Origin of the sequence: Marinobacter sp. MIT932201, from assembly GCF_047123295.1 — a bacterium.
Taxonomy (GTDB): Bacteria; Pseudomonadota; Gammaproteobacteria; order Pseudomonadales; family Oleiphilaceae; genus Marinobacter; species Marinobacter salsuginis.
Genome location: NZ_CP138917.1, coordinates 3,477,706 through 3,498,316 on the forward strand (window position 1 = coordinate 3,477,706; position 20,611 = coordinate 3,498,316).

Genomic DNA, 20,611 nt, shown 5'->3' on the forward strand with positions numbered 1-20,611 from the left:
GGAACACATCAGTTGCGGTTCATTTGCCGCTGATGCTCCAGCATTTGCTCCATCATCATCTGCATCTGGTTCATCCGGTTCTCCATCATCTGAAGACGCTGCTCATTGTCCATCCCCGGACCACCAGAACGATTCCCCTGGGCGTTACCGGGCTGCTTCTTGCCCTGATTATTCATCATTCCCTGACCATTCTTCATCCCATGATCATCCCCCATCATCATTCCCTGCCCCATCATGCCACCACGCATCATACCCATGTGTTTCTGCATGGACTCCATGTGCTTTTCCCGGATGCGCTGTCGCTCGGCATCCGATGTGGCATCGCGCATTTCCTGCATCATGGCCTGCATTCGTGCCATATTTTCATTCATCTGCTGCATTTGTTCCTGATTCATCATGCCACCGTGGGGCATTTGCCCGGTGTTACCCTGGGCAAAGGCAATAACAGGTAAAGCAACCATAACGGAACACGCAACCAAATGGTTTAATCTGTTCATGAGATCCTCCTTAAGAGCTGCATCCATTTGCATCCCGTTCAGTAAAGACCATAAAACTGAATCGGAGCTGAAAATTGCGTTTCGATGCAGGCGAATTCATCCGAAATTGATCTGAATCGTGGAAACCGGGTTCATACCGCAACGCTCCGACGTTTCCAGTGATAGAACAGGATTTAAAATGGCCACTCGTGAAACCACTAAACAGGCCTATTGAAAGTAGATAGTCAGCCATTTTTGTAAAATGGCTGACTATCATTATTTATCGCCTCAAAATTAAAAGTACCATTGTAGCTCGAACAATCCCAACATTTCCAAACGCCCATATTCACTGTCGTCATCGCCGCCGAATATCTGTGCTCCCGCCATCAGATATACTTCCTCTGTAACTGGCAATGTCCAGCTGGAGCGGGGATAGAGCACCCAACTGGCGTCGTCGGCGTTACGGATGGCAACCACCCGATACTGCCAGAACGGGTTGATATCCTGCCAGACCAGCACGCCGGTGTAGTGGCGCCCGGCATAAAGCGGTTCTGACGCCACCAGACGACTGAGGTCGAGGGCCTGCAGCGGCACTGGTTGGCCATTGTAAAAGTATTCAACTGCCAGGTTGATGCCACTGCGGAACGACCAATTTACGTCCGCCACCGCCTGCCAGTAGCTGTCGCCCTGCGCCGGCTGGCTCCAGAGAAGTTCCGTGCGCCAGCCGGTGCCCCTCAGCGAGCCGCTGCCACTGAGCCCGGCCTTGGTGACATCCGCGAATTCACCCAGCATCAGCCCGGCGTCCACGCCGGCGACATAGCGCTTTACCCGCGCAGCCGTGCTTCCATCCTCGTCCTCGTGTTGCGGGGCATGCACCGCACTGATCCGCCCTAGCGCCCCCCAGGCTTGGTCCCACAGTATCGCGTCTACGCCGACGCGTTCATCCGGTTCCAACTGCAAGGGGCTGACCGGGTTGAGGATGTCCATGGGGTTCCAGATCAGAGCGGTAGACCAGTTCACCTGCTGGCGCCCCAACCGGAAGTCGCCCATCGGTGACCGCCACTGCACGGTCCCCCGATAGAGTTGGTGGCGAGCGACAAGATCACCGGACTCATAAAACTCGTCTTGCAGGGTCCAGTAACGCGGGTCCGGCGCCCTCTTGAGCAACGCAAATTCCGGTGAATCCAGAAAGTTGCCCGTGAGCAGCTCCAGGTCGTACGCAGCCTCGATAGTCCAGTCGCCCTCGCGGTAGCGCGGCTTCAGGCGCAACCGGGTCAGGTTTGAGAGGTAAGAATCACCGTTCACCAACGAGCGTGAACCCGCTGTCTGGTTCTTGAGGTAGCCAGAATGGCTCACATCCGCCTGGACATCGGCAGCTGAAAGGGCCGCCAGCAGCCCAAGAAGGGCGCGAAACCGCCTAACCATGTCGAATGGCCTCCACCGGGTCGAGGCGGGCTGCCCTTCTCGCGGGGTACAGCGCCACCAGCACGGAGCAGGCGAACAGCAGCACACTGGGCAACCAGACGTGGTCAACAATAAGCACCGGGTACACCTTGTCGGTGATGCCCGGGATCGTCTCGAAGGAGCCAGCAATGGCAGAGAGGTCGATGCCACTGCGATTCAGCCAGGCAACGATCAAACCGCCCAGGGCGGTGCCCGCGACCATGCCCAGCAGCGCCAGGAACAATGCCTCGAAAAGGATCGTCAGCACCAACTGGCTGCCCCGGGTGCCCAGTGCAAGCATGACCCCCAATTCCCGGGTGCGTTCCATCACCGACATCACCATGGTGTTCATCACCCCGATGGCCACCACAACAAACACAACGGACAGGATCAGGTAAAAGTCGATCTGGGTCATCTCGATCATCTGCACCACTACCGGCAACAGGGTTTCCCAGTCCTGGGCTACCAGTTGGGTATCGGTGAGTTCGCGATTGAGGCGTTCGGCCAGCGGCGTACTCTGCGAGCGGTCCAGCAACTTCAGTGCGATGCGCGAGGCCTGATCCGGCGCAAAGCCGGCGAGTTGGCGGGCCTGAGCGATGTTCACGAACACATATTCGCTATCGAACAGGTCACTGCCCGTGCGGTAGATGCCATCAATCGGGTAAGCGCCGGAAGCCAGATCACCACTGGCTTGCTGCACAGTCACCACCAGCTTGTCGTTCAGCCGGGCGTCCAGTTCGTCCGCCAGCTTGCGACCGATGACAATGCCTTTACCATCGTCCTGAACGTACCGGCCCTCCACCATGTAGCGGGCCAGTTCGGTTACCTGCCGTTCCTGTTCTGGTGCCACACCCACCAGTTCCACGGGCTGGCTGGTTTTGGGGTTGGCCACCATGCCTTTGAGCAGGATACGCGGGGCAGCGGCCTGCACGTCGGGTTCATCCGCCAGAGTTTTCAGTCGCTCGCTTACATTGTCGATGCGCAAATTCGGCGCGAGATCCACATCGTGCCCCTTCGCCATCACCTGAACATGGCCGCTGAGCTGCTGGGTGGAGTTACGGACCATCTGCTCGAAGAAGCCGTCGGCAAAGCCGTACAAAAACAGGTAGGCAGCCAGACCGAAAGCCGTGGCCGAGGCGGTAATCAGTGAGCGGCGGGGGTTCCGGAAGAGCGAGCGCAGGGCCATCTGGGCAAAGATCAGAAACCTGCGATCTGAGGTAACCTCAGTGTGGATGCGACGCAAGCGGTTGGTGGCACTGTGGTGCGCATCCATGGCCTCCAGCGGCGTATGGCGGCTGGCAATCCAGGCGGGAACGACGGCCGCCAGCAGGGCGACCACAATGACTACCAGGCCGATGATTGCCCAGCGATCCGGGCTGGTGGTGGGATAGACGATGCCGCTCAGACCCGGCATGGTATCCATGGCTTTGATGTAGGCAGTAAAGTCCAGGCCGCTGCTGGCAAAGTAGGCGGTCACGACCAACCCAAGGACCAGGCCGAGGGCGTAACCTACCAGGGCCATCAAAGACGTTTCCAGCAGCACCAACTGCACGATGCGCGAACCCGAGGTGCCCACCGCCATCATGACACCGAACTCCCGGCCACGCTCTATGACCGACATCAGGATGGTGTTGGCAATTCCTGCAGCCACCACCACAAACACTACAAAGATGACGATGTAGGCCACGGCATTGTGAAAGTCCATCATCTGCACAAGAGACGGCATCAGCTTAGGCCAACCCAGAACTTCTACCTGTCGCGCCTGTAATTGCTCCTGCAGGCGATCAATCACCAATGGCAACTGGTCGGGGTCGTCCACTCGGGCAGCCACTTCGGTGACGCGACCCCAGAGCGCATAAAGCTCCTGAGCCGACTCCAGGGGAATCTGAGCTACCTGGCCATCAATGCGTTTCACACCGGTTTCGAACAAACCGATAACGGTGTACCGGTCAGCACCGATGGAACCGTCCGCGGCCTGCACCACTAGGGCCAATTCATCGCCCACTTCGGCTTCCAGAGCCCCGGCCGCACCGGCACCCAGCAGGATTTCGTTTCCGGTCTGCAAATAGCGGCCCGCCACCAGGGAGTGGTCGAGGCGGGTTACCGTTTTCTCGCCGGCGGGATCAACACCGGTGATCTGCATCGCCCGGGCTTTATCCGCCAGGCTGACCAGAGCGTGGCCGGTCAGGCGGGGCGCAGCAGCAGCCACGCCTTCGGTATCAGCCACCCCGGGTGGCAGATTCCATTGTTCCGGCAAAGCGATGTTCATTTCCCGCTCGTTGTGGAAGCCGCGCGCGTGTACCTTCAGATCACCGGTAACATAGCCGGTCATGTTATTGATCATCTGGGCGTTGATGCCATCGATGAACGCCCACAGAAACACGAGGCCTGCCACACCCACGGTCAGCGACAGCAGGGTAATCCCCGTGCGGCGTCGGTTCGCCCGCAGGTTACCCAACGCCAGCCGCAGCCAGGCCATCATGGCCGGCGCTCCTCGCGTTCGATGCGGCCGTCCTTGAGATGTACCACTCGCCGGGCCCGTTCCATAACCATGGGATCGTGAGTGGAAAACACGAAAGTGACACCTTGTTCGTCGTTAAGCCGGCGCATCATGTCCAACAGAGCGGCACCGGTTTTGGAGTCGAGATTGGCCGTAGGTTCGTCGGCCAATACAATGGCTGGCTTGCTGACGATTGCCCGCGCGACCGCCACGCGCTGCTGCTGGCCGCCAGACAGCTCATTGGGCAGCCGGGTTTCCAGACCCTCCAGCCCCACATCAGCCAGTATCGCCCGGGCTCGCTGGCGACGCTCGCGAAAGGGCACGCCCCGCAACATCAGCACGTATTCCACGTTTTCCTGGGCTGAAAGCACGCCGATCAGATTGTATTCCTGGAACACGAAACCGATCTTCCACAACCGCAGGTCGGTTCGTTTCCTGCGGCTCAGACCGGTGATTTCCTGACCATCGATCTGGATCCTGCCAGCAGACGGCTCGTCCAGTGCGCCGATCTGGTTCAACAACGTGGTCTTGCCAGAGCCGGACGGCCCAACCAGTGTTGTAAACTCGCCGGCCTCAATGGTCATCGACACGTCGTCCAGGGCCTTTACGGCAATACTGTCTTGCCGGTAAACGCGGGAGACGTGGTCAACATTCACAAGTGCCATGGGCAAGCCTCACCGCGGGTTGCGCAGCCGACGCAGGCTAAACAGCTTGTCGTCCAGCGGGACATCAAACTCAATGGACTCGATCTCAATCACCGTTCGGGACTGGGGGTTGTCCGCATCCACCATGGTCCAGCGGGTGGGGATCTGACGTCCGCCACGGGTATCGACGTCGCTGTATGTCATGGTCTTTACGGCCCGGTCCCGTTCACCGAAATAGGTCATGGCAAGGGGGATGTGATCCTCACGGATTGAGAATTCCAGGCGGCTCCAGACCACCGGTGCGTCAGGCCTGGGGGTGGAGACCACTCGATAGACAGTCGTCCCACCCTGCTCTTCGCTGCCCGTCACTTCGTGGGTGTAGTCATCAACAAACGAGCTTTCCTTGACCAGATCGTCGTTGCTGAAATTCGACCCCATCCAGGGTTGCAGCATCATCGAGGGCGGGATCTTGAGGGTGCGGTCCACCTTGGGCAGGTAGTTCCACATGGCATCGCCAATACGCAGTGAACCGATGCCTGCTTCTTTTTTAGGGGCATGAATTCGAATCAGCGTCTTCTCCGGCCGATCCATCCAGGCTTCGAGGTCCAGTTCCCGGGTCCAGTATTCGGTTTCAATGCGCATGGTGAAGCGGCCGTGGTTGGTGTCGGACCAAAGCGTGTCTTCCATCCCGTCTACCAATGATTCCCCTGAGGGCACATCACCGAACACAATGCCCGGAAACGCACTCAATACAGCGATCAACGACACGCCTTTCATACGCTACTTCCTCGAATTAGTCGTCTGATTGCCCGAATAAATCAGAACCCGTTCCTTTCAGACCATGCCTCGTAGATCCGCTTGTCCCATTTGCTCTGAAAATAGGCGATAGCGGCTTTTTGATCATCCGTTGAGAGCTTGCCATCGAAGGCTGGCATTTTTCCGCCCAGGGGAGCTCCTCCTTGCTGAATTGTAGCCATGAGCGTGTCGAACGAATGGTGCCAGGCATGGCCCGTTCCGTTGAGAGGTGGCGGTGGGTAAGAGCCATCATTCAGGGCCTTTTTCCAATTGAAGGCTCCTTGAGCATTGCTGCCATGGCAGCTAGCGCAGTTGTCGTCAAAAACCACGGCACCGCGGTCAACCTGGGCCTGTGTGTACCAGCGGTCATCCACCGTCTGTTCACCGCAACCGCTGATTAGTGCGACCGCAAGAACGCCTACTGAGATAGTTACTACATGCATCAATCTTGTTCCTCTATTTCCTTGCGCCTGACACTTCCCCAGCGCGGAATAAAACGAGGAGTTCTGGCTGCATAGGCCCGCCAATCGGAGCCGAACTGTTTTTCTGTTTCACGCTCCTCGTGCAAAGACAGGCGCGAGTACATCCAGACCAGCACCGGGAACATGGCCAGCGTCAGCAGCGTGGGCCATTGCAGCAAAAAACCGAACATGATGAGCACAAAGCCGGAATACTGGGGGTGGCGAACGTGGGCATAAAGGCCGGTTGTGGCCAACTGCCCCGCCTTTTGCGCAGCATAGAGAGTGCGCCACCCAGCCGCAATCAGATAAAAACCGAGGCCAATAAACACAGTGCTCAAGAGATGAAACGGCCCAAAGTGCGGGGAGCCTTGCCAACCAAACAGCATTTCCAGCAAGTGGCCACTGTCGTGAGCCAACCAGTTCACATCGGGATATTGGCTCTGCAGCCAGCCGGAGAGAAAGTAGAGCGTCAGCGGGAACCCGTACATTTCTGTGAACAGAGCCACCAGAAACGCGCTGAAGGCACCAAACGAACGCCAGTCCCGGCGCGTCTGCGGTTTAAAGAAGCTGAAGGCGAAGAAAATGAAAATCGCCGAATTCAGCACCACCAGGCTCCAAAGGCCATAATCTGATGCGCCATCAGTCATCGCGCTGTTCTCCCCTTTTGCCAGGTTGCTCTCCTTGGTGACCATGCCCTCCATGCCCTCCATGTCCTCCGTGTCCTCCGTGTCCTCCGTGTCCTCCGTGCATAAACATATGGATGAGCGGACAGGCAAGCAGTATCAGCCAGGGCAAGGCCCCAAGCAGGTGAACCTTGTGCTCTCCCCAGAGTAAAACCAGGGCGATAACGGCAAAAATTGCCATAGTGATTGTAAAGCGTCGATCCATGAGCGGCTCCTCCGCCAAAAACAGGTTCAGAACAGGTCGCAGTCAAATTACCCCCGGCGTCTGCGCCGAAAGACAGGCATACTCACTAACACCAGTGCAGCACGCCAAGCTGAAACAAGCCTGAAAATGGTTGCGAAACATGCATCCGTTTGACCAAAATCAACTTTGAACTCTCCAACCTGACTATGGATGCTCAATGCAAGACGTGCCGCGGAAAAATCCAGGGACAAGCCCATCCCATGCCGACCAACTCAACCGACAGTGTTTCTGCATTACTCTCGACCGAAAAGCCCTCTACGAGAGCCTCCAGAGGCAATTTTCGGACACTCGCACAGGGGCGCTTGATGCTCCTGACCTCCAACCGTTCTTCTCAAGCACGCCGGTCTTCGTTCCCCAGGCAGAAATCAGATCGATGGAACTAGTCGTTCAGGCGATCGAAGCCGCTGCAGCGCTTGCGCCCTTCAAAGAACGAACGCTTTCCTGGGCACCGGAGATTGCCGGTTTTGATCCAGGCCCAATCGGGGCCTTCATGGGCTGTGATTTTCACCTGACTCCCGACGGCCCCCGACTGATCGAAATCAACACCAACGCCGGTGGCGCATTTCTGAATGCGGTTCTGGCCCGTGCGCAACATCGATGCTGTACTCCTCCATTGCAGGATGCCAGCACAAACGGGTTACTGGATGGATTTGAAGGGGCGGTGCTTGCCATGTTTCATCAGGAGTGGCAAAGGCAAGGCCGTGATTCAGTGCCTGCGCGTCTGGCCATCGTGGATGACGACCCGCAGTCCCAGTTCATGTTCCCGGAATTCCGGCTGGCGCAACAAATGCTCGAGGCCAGAGGAATCGAAACCGTGATCCTCGACCCATCGGAGCTTGACTACACCAATGGCGTCCTGACCGCCCGGGGCCGGCCCATCGACATGGTGTACAACCGGCTGGTGGATTTCGCCCTGGAGGCCCCAAATCATCGGGCCCTGAGACACGCTTATCTGGACAATGCCGTGGTGGTAACCCCCAACCCCCGGGTGCATGCGTTGATGGCCGACAAGCGCAACCTGATTCTGCTGTCCGATGCCAGGACACTACGCGAATGGGGACTGAATGAAACCGAGGCCGGGTATCTGGAGAAAGCGGTGCCCGATACACGGCTGGTTTCAGCAGAGGACGCGGAAACGCTGTGGAGTAACAGACGCCGACTGTTTTTCAAACCGGTGGCGGGGCATGGCAGCAAGGGCGTCTACCGGGGCGAAAAGCTCACCCGCCGCGTTTTTGAGGACATTCTGAAGGGCGACTACATCGCGCAGAATTTCGTTCCCGCCGGAGAGCGCACCCTCAGAATAGATGGCGAGGTCACCACCCGCAAAGTCGATATCCGCCTCTACACCTATGCCGGACAGCTATTGCTTGCCGCTGCCCGGGTTTACCAGGGCCAGGCCACCAATTTTCGCACTCCGGGCGGTGGCTTCGCGCCGGTTTTTCAGGTGTAAGAATTTACCCTCGGCAAGCACGATGGCAGGCCACACGGTCAGTGAAGGCGAGTGAAGATCAGAGATCTTGCATTCGGCCTACCTGTCTGGCCAACCGCATGGATTCATTTTCTTCCATAGCCAGAAGGGATTCGAAAAGCTCTTTTGCTTCTGGAATTTCAGCCTTTCCAATCAGTGTCTTGTAGAGATCCATGATCTGATCATGAAAGTCGAACACCTCCCGGCAAATGCCGTCGAAATCAAGCTTCGTATACGGCTCGTCGCAGGTTCGATGAGTTTTGATCGGATTATGGGACAGGTAGTCGTACACCCTGGTTTCCAGGGCTTTATTGTCACCTTGGTGCTCAAACTCGTCCACAATCCGCTCTAACTCCGACTCATGAGCAGCCAGATAATCCAACAGCGCACGGGCCCGCTCTTCCTCATGCTTTGTTGCGCAATGGGATAGGCAGCTCGCCAGATGTGAGTGCAGATCCCGCGTCCAGTCGATCAGTTCTTTAAATGTTTTTATATCCATACCGATTTACCTCCCATTAACCCGTTTTTTGCGATGACCTGGCATTGATTGCAATACCCGCAAGCGCACCTTGAACGACTGTACGCACCTACACGAGAAAAATCTGAGCTGCCAGTCCGATTACAAAGGTGGCTGCAGCCGCGGCGAACACCACCGTTCCCAGCCAAATGTTCGGCCCGACAGACACAGTCTCACCCTGCCTGTACATTGGCACAACGATGCGCAGATACACCGCCAGTGACAGTACGCTATTGATGATCGCCACGACGGCCAGCCAGGTGAACTGGACATCAATAGTCGCAGCAAACAGCATGAACTTGCCGACGAAGCCGGCGAATGGCGGAATACCGACCAGCGATAGAAGGAAGATCACCATTGCAATTCCTGTCAGAGGCCGTGAACGCCCCAGTCCGCCAAAATCGTTCAGCGTACGTCCCGTTGCGGCAGCAACGGCAAAAGCACCCAGATTCATCGCGGCATAGGCGGCAGCGAACACGATGATGGATGGTAAGGCAAGCTCACTGGCCCCAATTGCCAAGATACCGAGAAGAAAATAGCCGGATTGGGCAATCGACGAATACGCCAGCAACCGGACGACGTTGTTCTGTACCAGCGCAGCGAGATAGCCGTAGGTCATGCTCAACACCGCCAAGGCCGCGATGACGACAGTCCAACCGCTTTCCGGCGGCAGCTCACGAACGACCTGCGCGAACGCAAACAGCGCACCAACCTTGGGAACCACAGACAGGTAGGCGGCAATCGACAGGGGGCCACCCTCGTAGGCATCGGGTGCCCAGAAATGAAACGGAACCAGCGATGCCTTATAGCCCAGACCAACAACCACTGCTACAAACCCGAGCAGGACGGCCATCGGCATGGCATCCATGCCCGGCAGATCCGCCAACAAGGTGGAACCGGCGGCACCAAACCAGTAGCTCAGGCCGAAAATCATGATGGCACCGGTGACCGAGGCGAACACAAAGAATTTCATGGCGGCTTCGGTGGCCGGGTCGGTGTCCGGATAGGCGACCAGGGCAAAGGTGGCCAACCCCGTCAGCAGTGTGCCCAGCACCAGGAACATGGTATCGCCCGCGCCAGCCAGAGCCAAAGCACCCAGGGTGGCAAAGCACAGCAGGCTGTAGACCGTGCCCTCCCTTGCAGTGCCTCTTACATCCACCCGCGCCAGCAAGATGCTGAGCACTGTAGCGGGCAGCAGGATGAGCTTGGCCCAGACACTGAGCTCGTCAATGCGGAAACTGCCGCCGAACACTGTGGTGTCCGTGCCGATCAGCCGCAGAGTCAGGCCGGTGGCGGCGAGGAGCCCAGTGACCGCGACAAACAGAGAGAATCTCGGCTTGCGCAGCATTTCTGCGATCAGCGCGCCGACAGCCGTCAATAGTACGGCGATCTCTGGAATCAATAGCGCAAGGTCACGAGCCATTACAGTACCAGTGCCGATGTCGTCCGGTGAATGAGATCCAACACCCAGGACGGCGCCACCCCTGTGGCGACGGTGAGCACCAGCAGTGGCGCCACGGCAAGCATTTCGCGCGCGTTCAGGTCTGGCATTTTATTCCAACGCTCCCTGGCCTCACCCAGAAAAATCTCGCGCAGCGCCTTGAGAAAGACACCGGCGATAATGGCAATACCCAGAATCACAACAACCGCAGCGGGCGCACCACTCAACGTGGCAAGAAATATCTGGAACTCAGCCGGAAAATGCGCCAGCCCCGGCAGGCCGAGGGATGCAAAGGCCGCCAACACAAATGACCAGCCAAGCACCGGGACCGTCTTGAGCAAACCCCCGAATTTGCCCATTTCACGGGTATGGGCGCGGTCCTGAATCATGCCAACCAGCAAGAACAGGGCGCCAGTGACCAGGCCATGACTGAACATCTGCAATACGGCACCGTCAAGCGCGGTGGCACGTATGCTTGGGTCCAGTGTCAGAGCCGCAACCGCAACACCGACGATTACATACCCCATGTGGTTGATCGAGGTATAGGCCACCAGGCGCTTTAGATCCGTCTGTGCCAGGGCAGCAAAGGCGCCGTATAGTGCGCTGACAACACCGAAGACCAGAACAACGACTCCGGCTTCACGAAAAGCCTCGGGGGTCATCTGCAACGCGAAGCGCACCAGTCCGTAGGTGCCGAATTTCAACATGATGCCGGCGAGGATGACACTGCCGACTGTCGGCGCCTGGACGTGAGCGGCGGGCAACCAGGTATGCAGCGGCACTGCGGGGATCTTTACCGCAAAGGTAATCAGCATGGCGACCAGGGCCCACATAGCTGCCGCCCCCTCCAGCGGCGGATTCTCGATCCAGGCCCGCATGTCGAAGGTCGGTTCAGGGCTGCCAAGGTAAAGCCCCAGGATGGCGAGCAACAACGGCAGGCTACCCAGCAGCGTGTAAATAAAGAACATAAGGGCGGCGCGCTGCCGGTCCTCGTGTCCCCACCCGGCGATCATGAAATACATTGACACCAGGGAAACTTCAAAGAAGACGTAAAACAAAATCCCGTCGAGGGCGGTAAAGGTACCGATGGCTGCAGTCTCCAGAAGCAGTGCCAGGGCCACGTAGGCACGCGGACGTTCACGAAGTGACGAAGCGTAAATGAACGCAACCAGAAACAGCACGGCACTCAGCAACACCAACGGCAGACTGATACCATCAACACCGACCCGATAGGCAGCACCGATGGCAGGGATCCACTGTAGCTCCTCAACCTGGGAAAAGCCCGCGCCACTGGTGCCCTGCAACCACATGCCCAGAGCACCCAACAGGGTCAGGACAGCACTGGCAATCGCTATGCCGTGCGCCGTCCGCGCCGTCGGCTTTGGCAAACACAGAATCAGCACTGCGCCGGCGAGTGGCAAAAACAGGGTAAGCGAGACAAGTGGCAGCATGAATAGGGGTTTCCTCTAGAAGCTCAGTGAAGCTAACAGCAAAATGGCCAGTATCACGGCGGTGGCTCCCGCGCTGATGGCCAGACTATGGTGGATCAGACCACTTTGCAGGATTCGCGCCCGCGCACCCATGGCGCGCACACCCGCCACCAGGGCAAAGATCAGACCGTCAATACGGCGTTCATCCCCGACCCGCACAAGGTTGGCGACAGCCAGGCTTACACGGCCAGCACCGAGTACAATCCCATACAGGCGCTGTTCCAGGCGATCTCCCCCACGGGCAATGATGAGGCTTCCACGGCCAATGCGAAGCGCGGCCTGATAGAAAAGCCCCTCCAAACGTTCACACGCCCGGGCAACGGCCATTACGGGCTGCGCTATCCAGGCAGTAAGACCGCCCGCCACCACCAGCCCCGATGCCGCCCATTGATGGACAGGGCCTAGCAGACGCTTGGCCGGCACCAGCCAGCCCAGCGCCAGGCCGACCAATGCGGCGACGAGTCCGGACAATATGACGCCGATACCCGCGGTTTCAGGAGCAGGCAGATCAAGCATGGTTTCGAGTGGACCAAAGGCGAGGCCCAGGCCGGCGGCGGGGATCGCCAGCCCCCAGACGCCCGCTCGCATCCAGCCAGTACCGGCGACCGGGCGAGTAACAACGGAGCCCTGCCAGAGCACGCGTAAAGCCCGGGCCATATAGGCGCCGGTCAGCAGAGTCCCTGCCAGGGCCAGGGAGCCTAGCCACACAGCGCCCTGCCCCGACAGAGCAGCTGCAATCACCGCATCCTTGGAGAAGAACCCGCTCAGTGGAGGGATGCCGGCCAGAGCCAGTGCTGCCAGCGCAAAGCCGGCGAAAGCCCAGGGCCTGGCGCGGCCAACACCCTTCAACTGATCGAAACCGGTACTCTCGCGGACATGCTGGAAGTCGCCGGCGGCCAAGAACAGAGTGCTTTTGATGGCGGCATGGGCAAGCAGATGCAACAGCGCGGCCAGAGGAACCCCGGCGCCCACGGCAATCAGCATCAGGCCGTATTGACTGGCCGTGGAAGCCGCGAGCAGGCGCTTGAGATCACGCTCGGCAAGCGCAATCACCCCGGCCGCCACGGTGGTGATACCACCGACAAGCCCGACAGCGAAAAGCGCTTCAGGGGTCAGCAACGGCGCAGTACGGATCAGCAGAATGGCACCCGCCGCCACCAGCGTGGCGGAGTGCAATAGCGCCGAAACCGGTGTCGGCCCCGCCATGGCGCGCATGAGCCAGTCCTGCAAAGGGACCTGTGCAGACTTACCCATGGCAGCGAGCAACAACAGAAGCCCGGCGGCGGTCGATGCACTGTCGCCTGCCTCCAGGGAGGCGCCAATCTCACTGCTACCGGCTGACCCGATCAACATGAATGCCGCCACGTAAAGCCCCAGATCGGCGCTGCGGGTATAGAGAAAGGCACGGCCGGCGGCGTTTGCGGCCTCGGGCCGCTCGAACCAGAAGCCGATCAGCAGATAACTGCACAAACCGATCACCTCCCAGGCCGCCAGCAGCAGAACCCAGTCGCCAGCCAGCACCAACGCCTGCATGGCGGCCAGAAACAGAGACATCACGGCATAAAAACGCGCCTGACCAGACTCCCGCTTCATATAACCGACGGCGTAAATCAGCACAAATGTGCCCACCGTAGCCACCACAACGGCCAGCAGCGCCGTCAGCGGTCCGGCGACCAGTCGAAGCGGCATTTCCGGCAGGCCCGGTAGAAGCAGAGTGTCCGCCTGACCGCCAGCGACCCGGGCCAGGAGCCACAGACTTCCTACAAGGCTTAGCGTTGCGCCGGACAGGGCCAGAGCAGGACTGCCCCGCCGCAGTACCAACACCGCCAAGGCGGCGATCAGCGGCGGTAATGTTGGCAGGAGCACAGCACTCATCCCTTCAGGTCCCCAGCTTCCTCCATTTCTACCGAGCCTTTGGCCCTGAAGCGGGCGATTGCGACGCCGAAGCCGACCGCCATTTCAACCGCCATGACGGTCATCACCACCAGCACGAACATCTGGCCGGAGTAGCTTTCGGGGTGCAGAAAACGCCAGAAGGCCACCAGGTTCACCAGCGCGCCCGCGAGAATCAGTTCCACCCCCATCATGATCATCACCAGGTTGGTCTGGGACAATGCACCATAGACACCGACGCCGAACAGGATTGCGCCGGTCACCAGCGCCACGATCAAGACCAAAGTCATTCCGAACCCTCCTTGGCGGCACTATATTTAGGCGTTTGCACCGGTATCGCCACTGCCGTGGCTGCAATCATGGCGGTCAGGATCGTCACGCCGGCGGTTTCGAAGATCAGCATGGAACGCCCCAGCAGCTCCAGGCCCAGCGCCCGTGTCTGCATCGCCGCATCCGGCGCTTCGACCGTGACCGGCCCCCAGTCGGCCAGAAGCGCGACCGCAATCGCGGCGCCAGCAGCCACCACCCCGGCACCAATAGAGAAGCTCTTCTGGTGGCTCATGTCCATGCCGCCCATTCCTCCTGGGTCCATCATGAACATCACCATGAAGATGGCCATAATACTCATCTCCGTGGCCATCATCATGATCTGGAGCACACCCAGGAATTCCGTCTGCATCACCAGAAACATGCAGCCTATGGCCGTCTGCGAAAACAGTAACGCCAGCGCAGAGCGCATCATGGAGGAGGTGCGAAACACCACCACGCCGAAGCCGATGGCAGCCAGTCCAAAGACAGCGAGAAAAAAAGCCTGAGCGTACATTAGGGCACCACCAGAACCAGTAGACCGACAATAATGATATTCAGCAGAGCCAGGGGAATTCCCAGGGTCCAGCACCACCTCATCAGATCCGCCTCGCGAATGCGCGGCAGATAACGACCAACCAGCAGCATCGACACGGCCACCGCCAGGGTCTTGATCAGGCTCCAGGCCCACGGCGGCAGCAGCGGTCCGTGCCAGCCGCCGAGATAGAACACCGAGGTCGCGGAAGCCAGCGTGACCACCAGCGTCAGCCGGGCAAGGCGCAGAACCGCCAGGCGCACGCCGGTATATTCGGCATCCACACCTCCGCCAAGCTCCCCTTCTGCGGTTGGCAGGTCGAAAGGCGCGCGGAACGCCAGCGCCATGGCGGCAATGAAAAACAGAACAAAACCGAGGGGCTGATAGACAATGTTCCACAAGCCTTCCTGGGAGCCAACGATCACTGTGCTCACCAGGGACTCGGCACGCATGGCCACCGCTGTTATAGGCATCACAATGAGCATGGCGTAAGCGATCAGCTGGCCAAGGAATCGCCAGCCGCCGATCATGGCATAGGCCCCATTAGGGCCCCAACCCGCCATGATCAGCGCGACCAGCACATAGGCAAGTGCTGCGTTAATGAACAGGGCGCCGGTGGCCAGATCCGCGATCACCAGGGCAGGCGCCAGCGGCAGCACCGCGGCACCAAGCACCGCAACCACCAGAAGCAATATCGGCGCCGCCTCGAAAAAGACCCGGTCCGGCGTGCGCGGTACAATGGACTCGCGGCCAAGGTGCGCCAGGCCACTGAGGAGTGGGGCAGTTAGCCGTAGACGACCGGTTGTGGTCCAGGCCTCGATTACGGCGAGCAGCCAGGCACTGCCGAACAACGCAAGCAACACGATGGCAACGTTCACGCGATCACCTCCCAGGGCGACAGGTCCAGTGACCCGACCGCCACCAGCGCGTCGCCAAGCTCCCGCCCCTCGACAAGCTTTGCCACCAGGCCGATATGGTGGCTGCAGGCGGTGTCCAGGTTATAGGATTTCACCTGGCCGTGCTCCAGAGTCACACTCAACTGAGCCTCTCCCCGTGGCGTTTCCACGATTGCCTCACCGACCCCGGATGCATGGCCGATGGTTCGCAGAGTGGGCAACTCCGGTTCTCCATTCGCCTTGATGAATTCGATGCTCGTCGTGATTTCAGCCAGGCGCTGCCACAGGCGCGCCCAGGCATCACCTGCTCCGCCCGCAGCGCGCGCCACGGGGCCACGCAGGCCAGAAGAACTTGCGGGCAATAGCCCAATACCTCTCATCCTCGCCCTAAGCAAAGGCGTCCGTCCGATACGGGTAGCCAGAGCCCTCAGTGCCGGTTCAAGCTCAGTGAGCCGCGCCTGGCTGGCGTGCCGAATTTTCAGTTGCAAGTCCGACGCACGGTGTATCAACCACACAAAGCCAAGCTGACGCCCCAACTGGGCCAGCCAACCCAGATGACTGGCAATCCGCTCCCGCTCCAGGGCACAGGCCCGGGCGGTCGCCGGATCGTCCTCCAGCCCGGCCGCCCGCTCGATAGCCACGCAGGCCAACAGGCGGTAGCTCACCGAGGCCAGAGGCATTGCAGCCGACAGACACTCAATGAAGGTCTCGGCATCCATCGTTTCGGCTTCGGTGGCCATACCCACCAGGGTTGTCGCCTGCCCCTCAGTCACCCCATCGCCGTCGAGCGTCAGCGTCAACTTAAGACCACCCGGTAAGCCGGGGAAGACCGGACCGAAGGGCACCTCAAGCCAGTCCATCGCCAGACCATCGGCACTGCGAGGCAGGTCTTTGGTGACTTCGATCATGGACATGAATCCCGAGGCACCATGATCATGGCCACTGTGATCGCGTCCACCATGATTATGCCCGCCGTGATCGTGTCCACCATGATTATGCCCGCCGTGATCGTGGCCGGCATGCTCATGTTCTGCGCGAGCATCGGATTGATCGTGCTGATGTCCATGATCATGGCAGTGTTCGTGCCCATGGTGCTCATGGCCATGATGCTTGTGTCCGTGATCATGATGCTGTTCGTGTTCATGGTCGTGCCCGTGCTCCGGAGCCGACTCCCCGGCTTCCCGGGCTACCAGGTCCATTCCACACTTGGGGCAACTGCCCGGTTCGTCCTGAACAACTTCCGGGTGCATGGGGCAGACATACTCAATTCTGGTATGCAGAACCGATGATTCGAAGTCCTCAGATGATGCGGCAAAGACGCCTTCGGCCAATGCCCGCTGCAGCCGACCTACGGCGTCCGTCAGGTTCTCCTGCGAAAGGCCTGCGGAAATATCAGCGTTCGGTAAAGATGACGGTGTTTGTCCGCCCAACATGACGACGGCGCGTGGCCGGGGCATCTGCGCGTAGAGCACTGCCACGGCCTCGCCCATTTTCTCTGGCAGCTCTCCGACAATCAGGAGTACGCCCGCGTCGCGCGGCGTCGCGGTTGTACGCATGCCTGCGGCCTTGACATCCAGACCATGCGCCAGGGCCACCTCCGGCCCCGGGACGATCAGACAGCCCAGACTACGCACCAGGGCCCGAGAGACCCACTTCTGCAGTGTTGTGAAACGCTCCCGGTGCTGGCGCGCGCCAGCCCTGGATAATTCTGGATTAGAAGTCATTGCCGCCTCAGAGCACCCTGGCTCCAGCCATAGAGCAGGCCGAGAAAGAGAATGGCAAGGAATACGCCCATATCGTACAAAGCAACCAGCCCTACTTCCTTGTACACAACTGCCCAAGGGTACATAAACGCCATCTCCATATCGAAGGCCAGGAACAGCAAGGCGTAACCGTAGTAGCGTGCATGATAGCGCCCCCATACCGGATCCCGCGACAAGACTCCGGAACTCGCCGGTACATCCTTACCCGGCTCTTGGCGTGTCGGACCTATCGCGCGGGCAAGCCCGTACAGGACAAAAACCGTAGCTGCGATTCCGAGCACCAAGGCAAGCAGCAGACGGTACTGCTCCAAAACACTCATCGTCTAATCCTCAAGTCGCGCAACCAAACATGCCCTCCGCCCCTCACCAGAGACAAGATTAATATGGACTTAACTCGATTCTTGGTTCCGCGTGAGCGAACCGTAATGTCTAAGTGAACAAAGGCTAAGAACTCCCCCTCAGGTATCCTTACTCCAGTCCATGATGCTTGCCTTCGTATACCTTGACGTTCCTGATCTCGCCTCCTTCATTGACCAATTCGTAATTATTGCCGGGTAAAGGCTTTATTCGGTTGCAAGAATAGTCGCGTCCGTACACCGATGTGCAAAATTTGCCATCTTTCACCTCCCATCTTCCTATGTAGTGGGTAAGGTTTCCCTGATGTTCGCGATATTTGGTCATTCCATAGATCGAACCATCAGGATCATAGTACTCATGAAAAGTCCGAGTTCGGAAATCATCCTGAGCATCTCGAAATTCCATTTGCACCGTGTTTCCAACGACTAAACTAGCAACATCTTCGCCAGAAAGAACCTCTTCAGCCTGCGCCAACGGCACTTGCAAAAACAGCAAACATACAAGCAGTTTTAGATTTGTTGCTTTCATTTGGTTATCTCCCGTTTTTATTCAATAATTGTCAGAACATTGACAGTATAACGTAAGCCATATCTTATATTTGTAAAAAGCTCAATGCGCTGGTCAGAGTACAACAACCCATTTAGTTCCCGTTCCGCTCATTAGGCCATTCACTAAAAGCGATAAAGTAGAGGAGAATCAGGTTGACGACGGGGATCAGTATCAAGACGCCCATCCACCCCGGGTAGCCCGTTCGCTGGCAAATACGCCAGGCCGGTATCACCACCACAATGCCAATCACCAGCATCCAGAGCCAGTGACCTGCCCACATTGTGTTGCCAAACATATTGCCTTCCATCATTGTGCTCTCCTCCCTATTGACATCTGATTAGTCGTGATCATGGGCATGGGTTTCATCATGTCCCGAATGTCCGGATTCCCGGAACCTTTTCAGGAAAATCTGCTCCGAGGAGGCGATAACAACCATCGTGACAACCGCAACGCCAATCACAAATGGGTCGGAGTTCAGTTTGACCCAGACAAAACCTCCAAGTACGAGCAAATCCAGGAAGATAGCAACCGCAGGCACCCACGCCTCTGCCTTCACATCGTTACGCAAATAACGAAGGATCCCCCAGTGAATGGCAATATCCATTACCAAGTAGAACACAATACCGAGTGCTGCAATCCGGGAGAGATCAAAGAACGCCGTCAGAACCAGTCCTAGAACCACGGTATACACCAGCGCGTGCTTTTGGATACTGCCGGGCATGCCGAAATGGCGATGGGGAACCAGCTTCATTTCGGTTAACATCGCCAGCATACGGGAGACCGCAAAAATACTGGCGAGAATCCCTCCGGCAGTGGCCATCATGGCAATGGCAACAGTGAACCAGACAGCGAACTCTCCAAGCGCCGGGCGAGCGGCGGCAGCAAGCGAATAGTCCTGCGTTTCGATGATTTCGCTTAGAGACAAATTACTGGCAACAGCGAATCCCACCAAGGTATAAATAACCACGCAGGCAGCGATGGAAATAACGATAGCTCGCCCTACATTTCGCTTAGGATCTATCACTTCAGAACCGCTGTTAGTGATAGTGGTAAAGCCTTTAAAGGCAAGTATTCCAAGTGCCGTTGCCCCAAGGAAGTTTCCCGTTGCCCCCGCCTCCCCCGCGCTCGAGAAATCCACTTCCAAGCTATCAGCAACCCAGACACCCACAATTCCAAAAACCAATATGCCCCCGATCTTTAAGATGCCTATAAAAGAAGCCACACCCTGAATCATTCGGTTGCCCAGAAGGTTGATCAGAAATGCCGCAAGAATCAGGGATACGCCAAGAATCGGCACCATTCGGCCGCTTTCATCGCCACCAAACAATTGCATGGTGTAAGCGCCGAAGGTACGAGCGAGAAAGCTCTGAGCGATCACCATGGAGAAATACATCAGCAGTGCATTGAAAGCCGTAGGTAACCGATTACCGTAGGCTTTATGCAAGTACATACCGATACCACCGGCAGAGGGATAAGCATTCGAAATCTTGATGTAGGAATAAGCACTGAAACTGACGATCACCGCCGCAGCCAGGAATGCCAACGGGAAGAGAACACCCGTCATTTGTGCCATCTGTCCTGTCAGAGCAAAAATACCGGCGCCAATCATGACGCCGGTTCCTAACATGACTGTTCCCGGGAGGGTCAGACTGCCTTCCCTGTAGCGAGTAGTTCGGTCCTGCTCCCTGCTCATTTAACCTCCAGTCATTTTCGTTTCATTGGTGGAATCTTTGAACAGCAAAACGGATCATGTTTTGCGTTGGCACGAACGTTTTCATCCGTAAACCGGTACCACGCCAATTTTCTCTGAGTCCACCACCCTGATTTCAATCGACCACCATGCGCTTCAATAGCCTCTAGCAACTCGTCGGTGGACCAATGAGTTCCATCAAAAGTGACATGTAGCCGATTATTTGGCTTGCGCTCGGCGAAATCGACACATGGGTGATGGTTGAGTTCGTGAATAAAGTCAGGCCACTCACTGTCTTTAAGACCTTCCACAGCAAGTTTCCGTCGCAGCAGGAACTGCTCCTGATTCGATGCTTTATGTGCTTTAGTCATGGTAGGCACCTCTTTGCCTATTCATTTCACAACAATGAAAGCATGCGGACCTGAACTGCGACTGAAAATCGACAAAGGCTGTCGAAGAA

Annotated in this window: 22 protein-coding genes; 1 reads left to right on the top strand and 21 read right to left on the bottom strand. The window is 57.9% G+C overall.

Annotation, left to right across the window (positions count from 1 at the left end):
• Nucleotides 1–8: 8 nt before the first annotated feature.
• The 8 genes from SIC15_RS16035 to SIC15_RS16070 form a co-directional block, all read right to left on the bottom strand.
• Nucleotides 9–497 (bottom strand): hypothetical protein, encoded by a 489-nt coding sequence (locus SIC15_RS16035; protein WP_227549407.1) that lies wholly within the window; start codon nt 495–497, stop codon nt 9–11.
• 273 nt (nt 498–770) lie between these two features.
• The gene (locus SIC15_RS16040) at nt 771–1,901 is read right to left on the bottom strand and encodes a hypothetical protein (protein WP_412536450.1); all 1,131 of its coding nucleotides are present in this window, start codon (nt 1,899–1,901) and stop codon (nt 771–773) included.
• Nucleotides 1,894–4,401, bottom strand: a complete 2,508-nt coding sequence (locus SIC15_RS16045; protein ID WP_412536451.1) for an FtsX-like permease family protein — start codon at nt 4,399–4,401, stop codon at nt 1,894–1,896. Before SIC15_RS16045 ends, SIC15_RS16040 begins: the two co-directional genes overlap by 8 nt.
• Nucleotides 4,398–5,084 carry an ABC transporter ATP-binding protein gene (locus SIC15_RS16050; RefSeq protein ID WP_412536452.1) on the bottom strand — a complete coding sequence of 229 codons (687 nt, stop codon included), beginning with the start codon at nt 5,082–5,084 and terminating at the stop codon, nt 4,398–4,400. The genes SIC15_RS16045 and SIC15_RS16050 overlap by 4 nt, the downstream gene beginning before the upstream one ends.
• Before the next feature lie 9 nt (nt 5,085–5,093).
• A complete protein-coding gene (locus SIC15_RS16055) occupies nt 5,094–5,840 on the bottom strand; it encodes an outer membrane lipoprotein-sorting protein (RefSeq protein ID WP_412536453.1) in 747 nt (248 codons plus the stop codon).
• A 41-nt stretch (nt 5,841–5,881) separates the two neighbouring features.
• Nucleotides 5,882–6,301, bottom strand: a complete 420-nt coding sequence (locus SIC15_RS16060; protein WP_136629416.1) for a c-type cytochrome — start codon at nt 6,299–6,301, stop codon at nt 5,882–5,884.
• Entirely contained in the window at nt 6,301–6,966 is a 666-nt protein-coding gene (locus tag SIC15_RS16065; protein WP_136629417.1) for an isoprenylcysteine carboxylmethyltransferase family protein, read from the bottom strand. The genes SIC15_RS16060 and SIC15_RS16065 overlap by 1 nt, the downstream gene beginning before the upstream one ends.
• Nucleotides 6,959–7,207 (bottom strand): DUF2933 domain-containing protein, encoded by a 249-nt coding sequence (locus SIC15_RS16070; RefSeq protein ID WP_412536454.1) that lies wholly within the window; start codon nt 7,205–7,207, stop codon nt 6,959–6,961. Before SIC15_RS16070 ends, SIC15_RS16065 begins: the two co-directional genes overlap by 8 nt.
• 412 nt (nt 7,208–7,619) lie before the next feature.
• On the opposite strand from SIC15_RS16070, the gene SIC15_RS16075 reads away from it, so the two are divergent.
• Nucleotides 7,620–8,696, top strand: coding sequence for a hypothetical protein (locus SIC15_RS16075; RefSeq protein WP_412536455.1), 1,077 nt, complete (start codon nt 7,620–7,622; stop codon nt 8,694–8,696).
• 58 nt (nt 8,697–8,754) lie between these two features.
• On the opposite strand, the gene SIC15_RS16080 is transcribed toward SIC15_RS16075, so the two are convergent.
• The 13 genes from SIC15_RS16080 to SIC15_RS16140 form a co-directional block, all read right to left on the bottom strand.
• On the bottom strand, nt 8,755–9,213 hold the full coding sequence (locus SIC15_RS16080; protein ID WP_136629420.1) for an ATPase: 459 nt from the start codon (nt 9,211–9,213) through the stop codon (nt 8,755–8,757).
• Nucleotides 9,214–9,301: 88 nt separating this feature from the next.
• On the bottom strand, nt 9,302–10,654 hold the full coding sequence (locus SIC15_RS16085) for an NADH-quinone oxidoreductase subunit N (protein ID WP_412536456.1): 1,353 nt from the start codon (nt 10,652–10,654) through the stop codon (nt 9,302–9,304).
• Nucleotides 10,654–12,123, bottom strand: a complete 1,470-nt coding sequence (locus SIC15_RS16090) for a complex I subunit 4 family protein (protein WP_412536457.1) — start codon at nt 12,121–12,123, stop codon at nt 10,654–10,656. The genes SIC15_RS16085 and SIC15_RS16090 overlap by 1 nt, the downstream gene beginning before the upstream one ends.
• Nucleotides 12,124–12,138: 15 nt before the next feature.
• The gene (locus SIC15_RS16095; protein WP_136629423.1) at nt 12,139–14,037 is read right to left on the bottom strand and encodes an NADH-quinone oxidoreductase subunit L; all 1,899 of its coding nucleotides are present in this window, start codon (nt 14,035–14,037) and stop codon (nt 12,139–12,141) included.
• Complete coding sequence (nuoK, locus tag SIC15_RS16100) at nt 14,034–14,345, bottom strand: NADH-quinone oxidoreductase subunit NuoK (RefSeq protein WP_136629424.1); 312 nt, start codon at nt 14,343–14,345, stop codon at nt 14,034–14,036. Before nuoK ends, SIC15_RS16095 begins: the two co-directional genes overlap by 4 nt.
• Nucleotides 14,342–14,878 carry an NADH-quinone oxidoreductase subunit J gene (locus SIC15_RS16105; protein WP_136629425.1) on the bottom strand — a complete coding sequence of 179 codons (537 nt, stop codon included), beginning with the start codon at nt 14,876–14,878 and terminating at the stop codon, nt 14,342–14,344. The genes nuoK and SIC15_RS16105 overlap by 4 nt, the downstream gene beginning before the upstream one ends.
• Complete coding sequence (locus SIC15_RS16110) at nt 14,878–15,774, bottom strand: complex I subunit 1/NuoH family protein (protein WP_136629426.1); 897 nt, start codon at nt 15,772–15,774, stop codon at nt 14,878–14,880. Before SIC15_RS16110 ends, SIC15_RS16105 begins: the two co-directional genes overlap by 1 nt.
• A complete protein-coding gene (locus tag SIC15_RS16115; RefSeq protein ID WP_412536458.1) occupies nt 15,771–17,516 on the bottom strand; it encodes a heavy metal-binding domain-containing protein in 1,746 nt (581 codons plus the stop codon). The genes SIC15_RS16110 and SIC15_RS16115 overlap by 4 nt, the downstream gene beginning before the upstream one ends.
• Complete coding sequence (locus tag SIC15_RS16120; RefSeq protein WP_136629427.1) at nt 17,513–17,875, bottom strand: NADH-quinone oxidoreductase subunit A; 363 nt, start codon at nt 17,873–17,875, stop codon at nt 17,513–17,515. Before SIC15_RS16120 ends, SIC15_RS16115 begins: the two co-directional genes overlap by 4 nt.
• Nucleotides 17,876–18,023: 148 nt before the next feature.
• The gene (locus SIC15_RS16125) at nt 18,024–18,440 is read right to left on the bottom strand and encodes a hypothetical protein (protein ID WP_136629428.1); all 417 of its coding nucleotides are present in this window, start codon (nt 18,438–18,440) and stop codon (nt 18,024–18,026) included.
• A gap of 112 nt (nt 18,441–18,552) precedes the next feature.
• Entirely contained in the window at nt 18,553–18,771 is a 219-nt protein-coding gene (locus SIC15_RS16130; protein WP_136629516.1) for a hypothetical protein, read from the bottom strand.
• A gap of 27 nt (nt 18,772–18,798) precedes the next feature.
• On the bottom strand, nt 18,799–20,154 hold the full coding sequence (locus tag SIC15_RS16135) for an APC family permease (RefSeq protein ID WP_374964502.1): 1,356 nt from the start codon (nt 20,152–20,154) through the stop codon (nt 18,799–18,801).
• Between the two features lie 11 nt (nt 20,155–20,165).
• Nucleotides 20,166–20,522, bottom strand: a complete 357-nt coding sequence (locus tag SIC15_RS16140) for a hypothetical protein (RefSeq protein ID WP_136629514.1) — start codon at nt 20,520–20,522, stop codon at nt 20,166–20,168.
• Nucleotides 20,523–20,611: the final 89 nt, after the last annotated feature.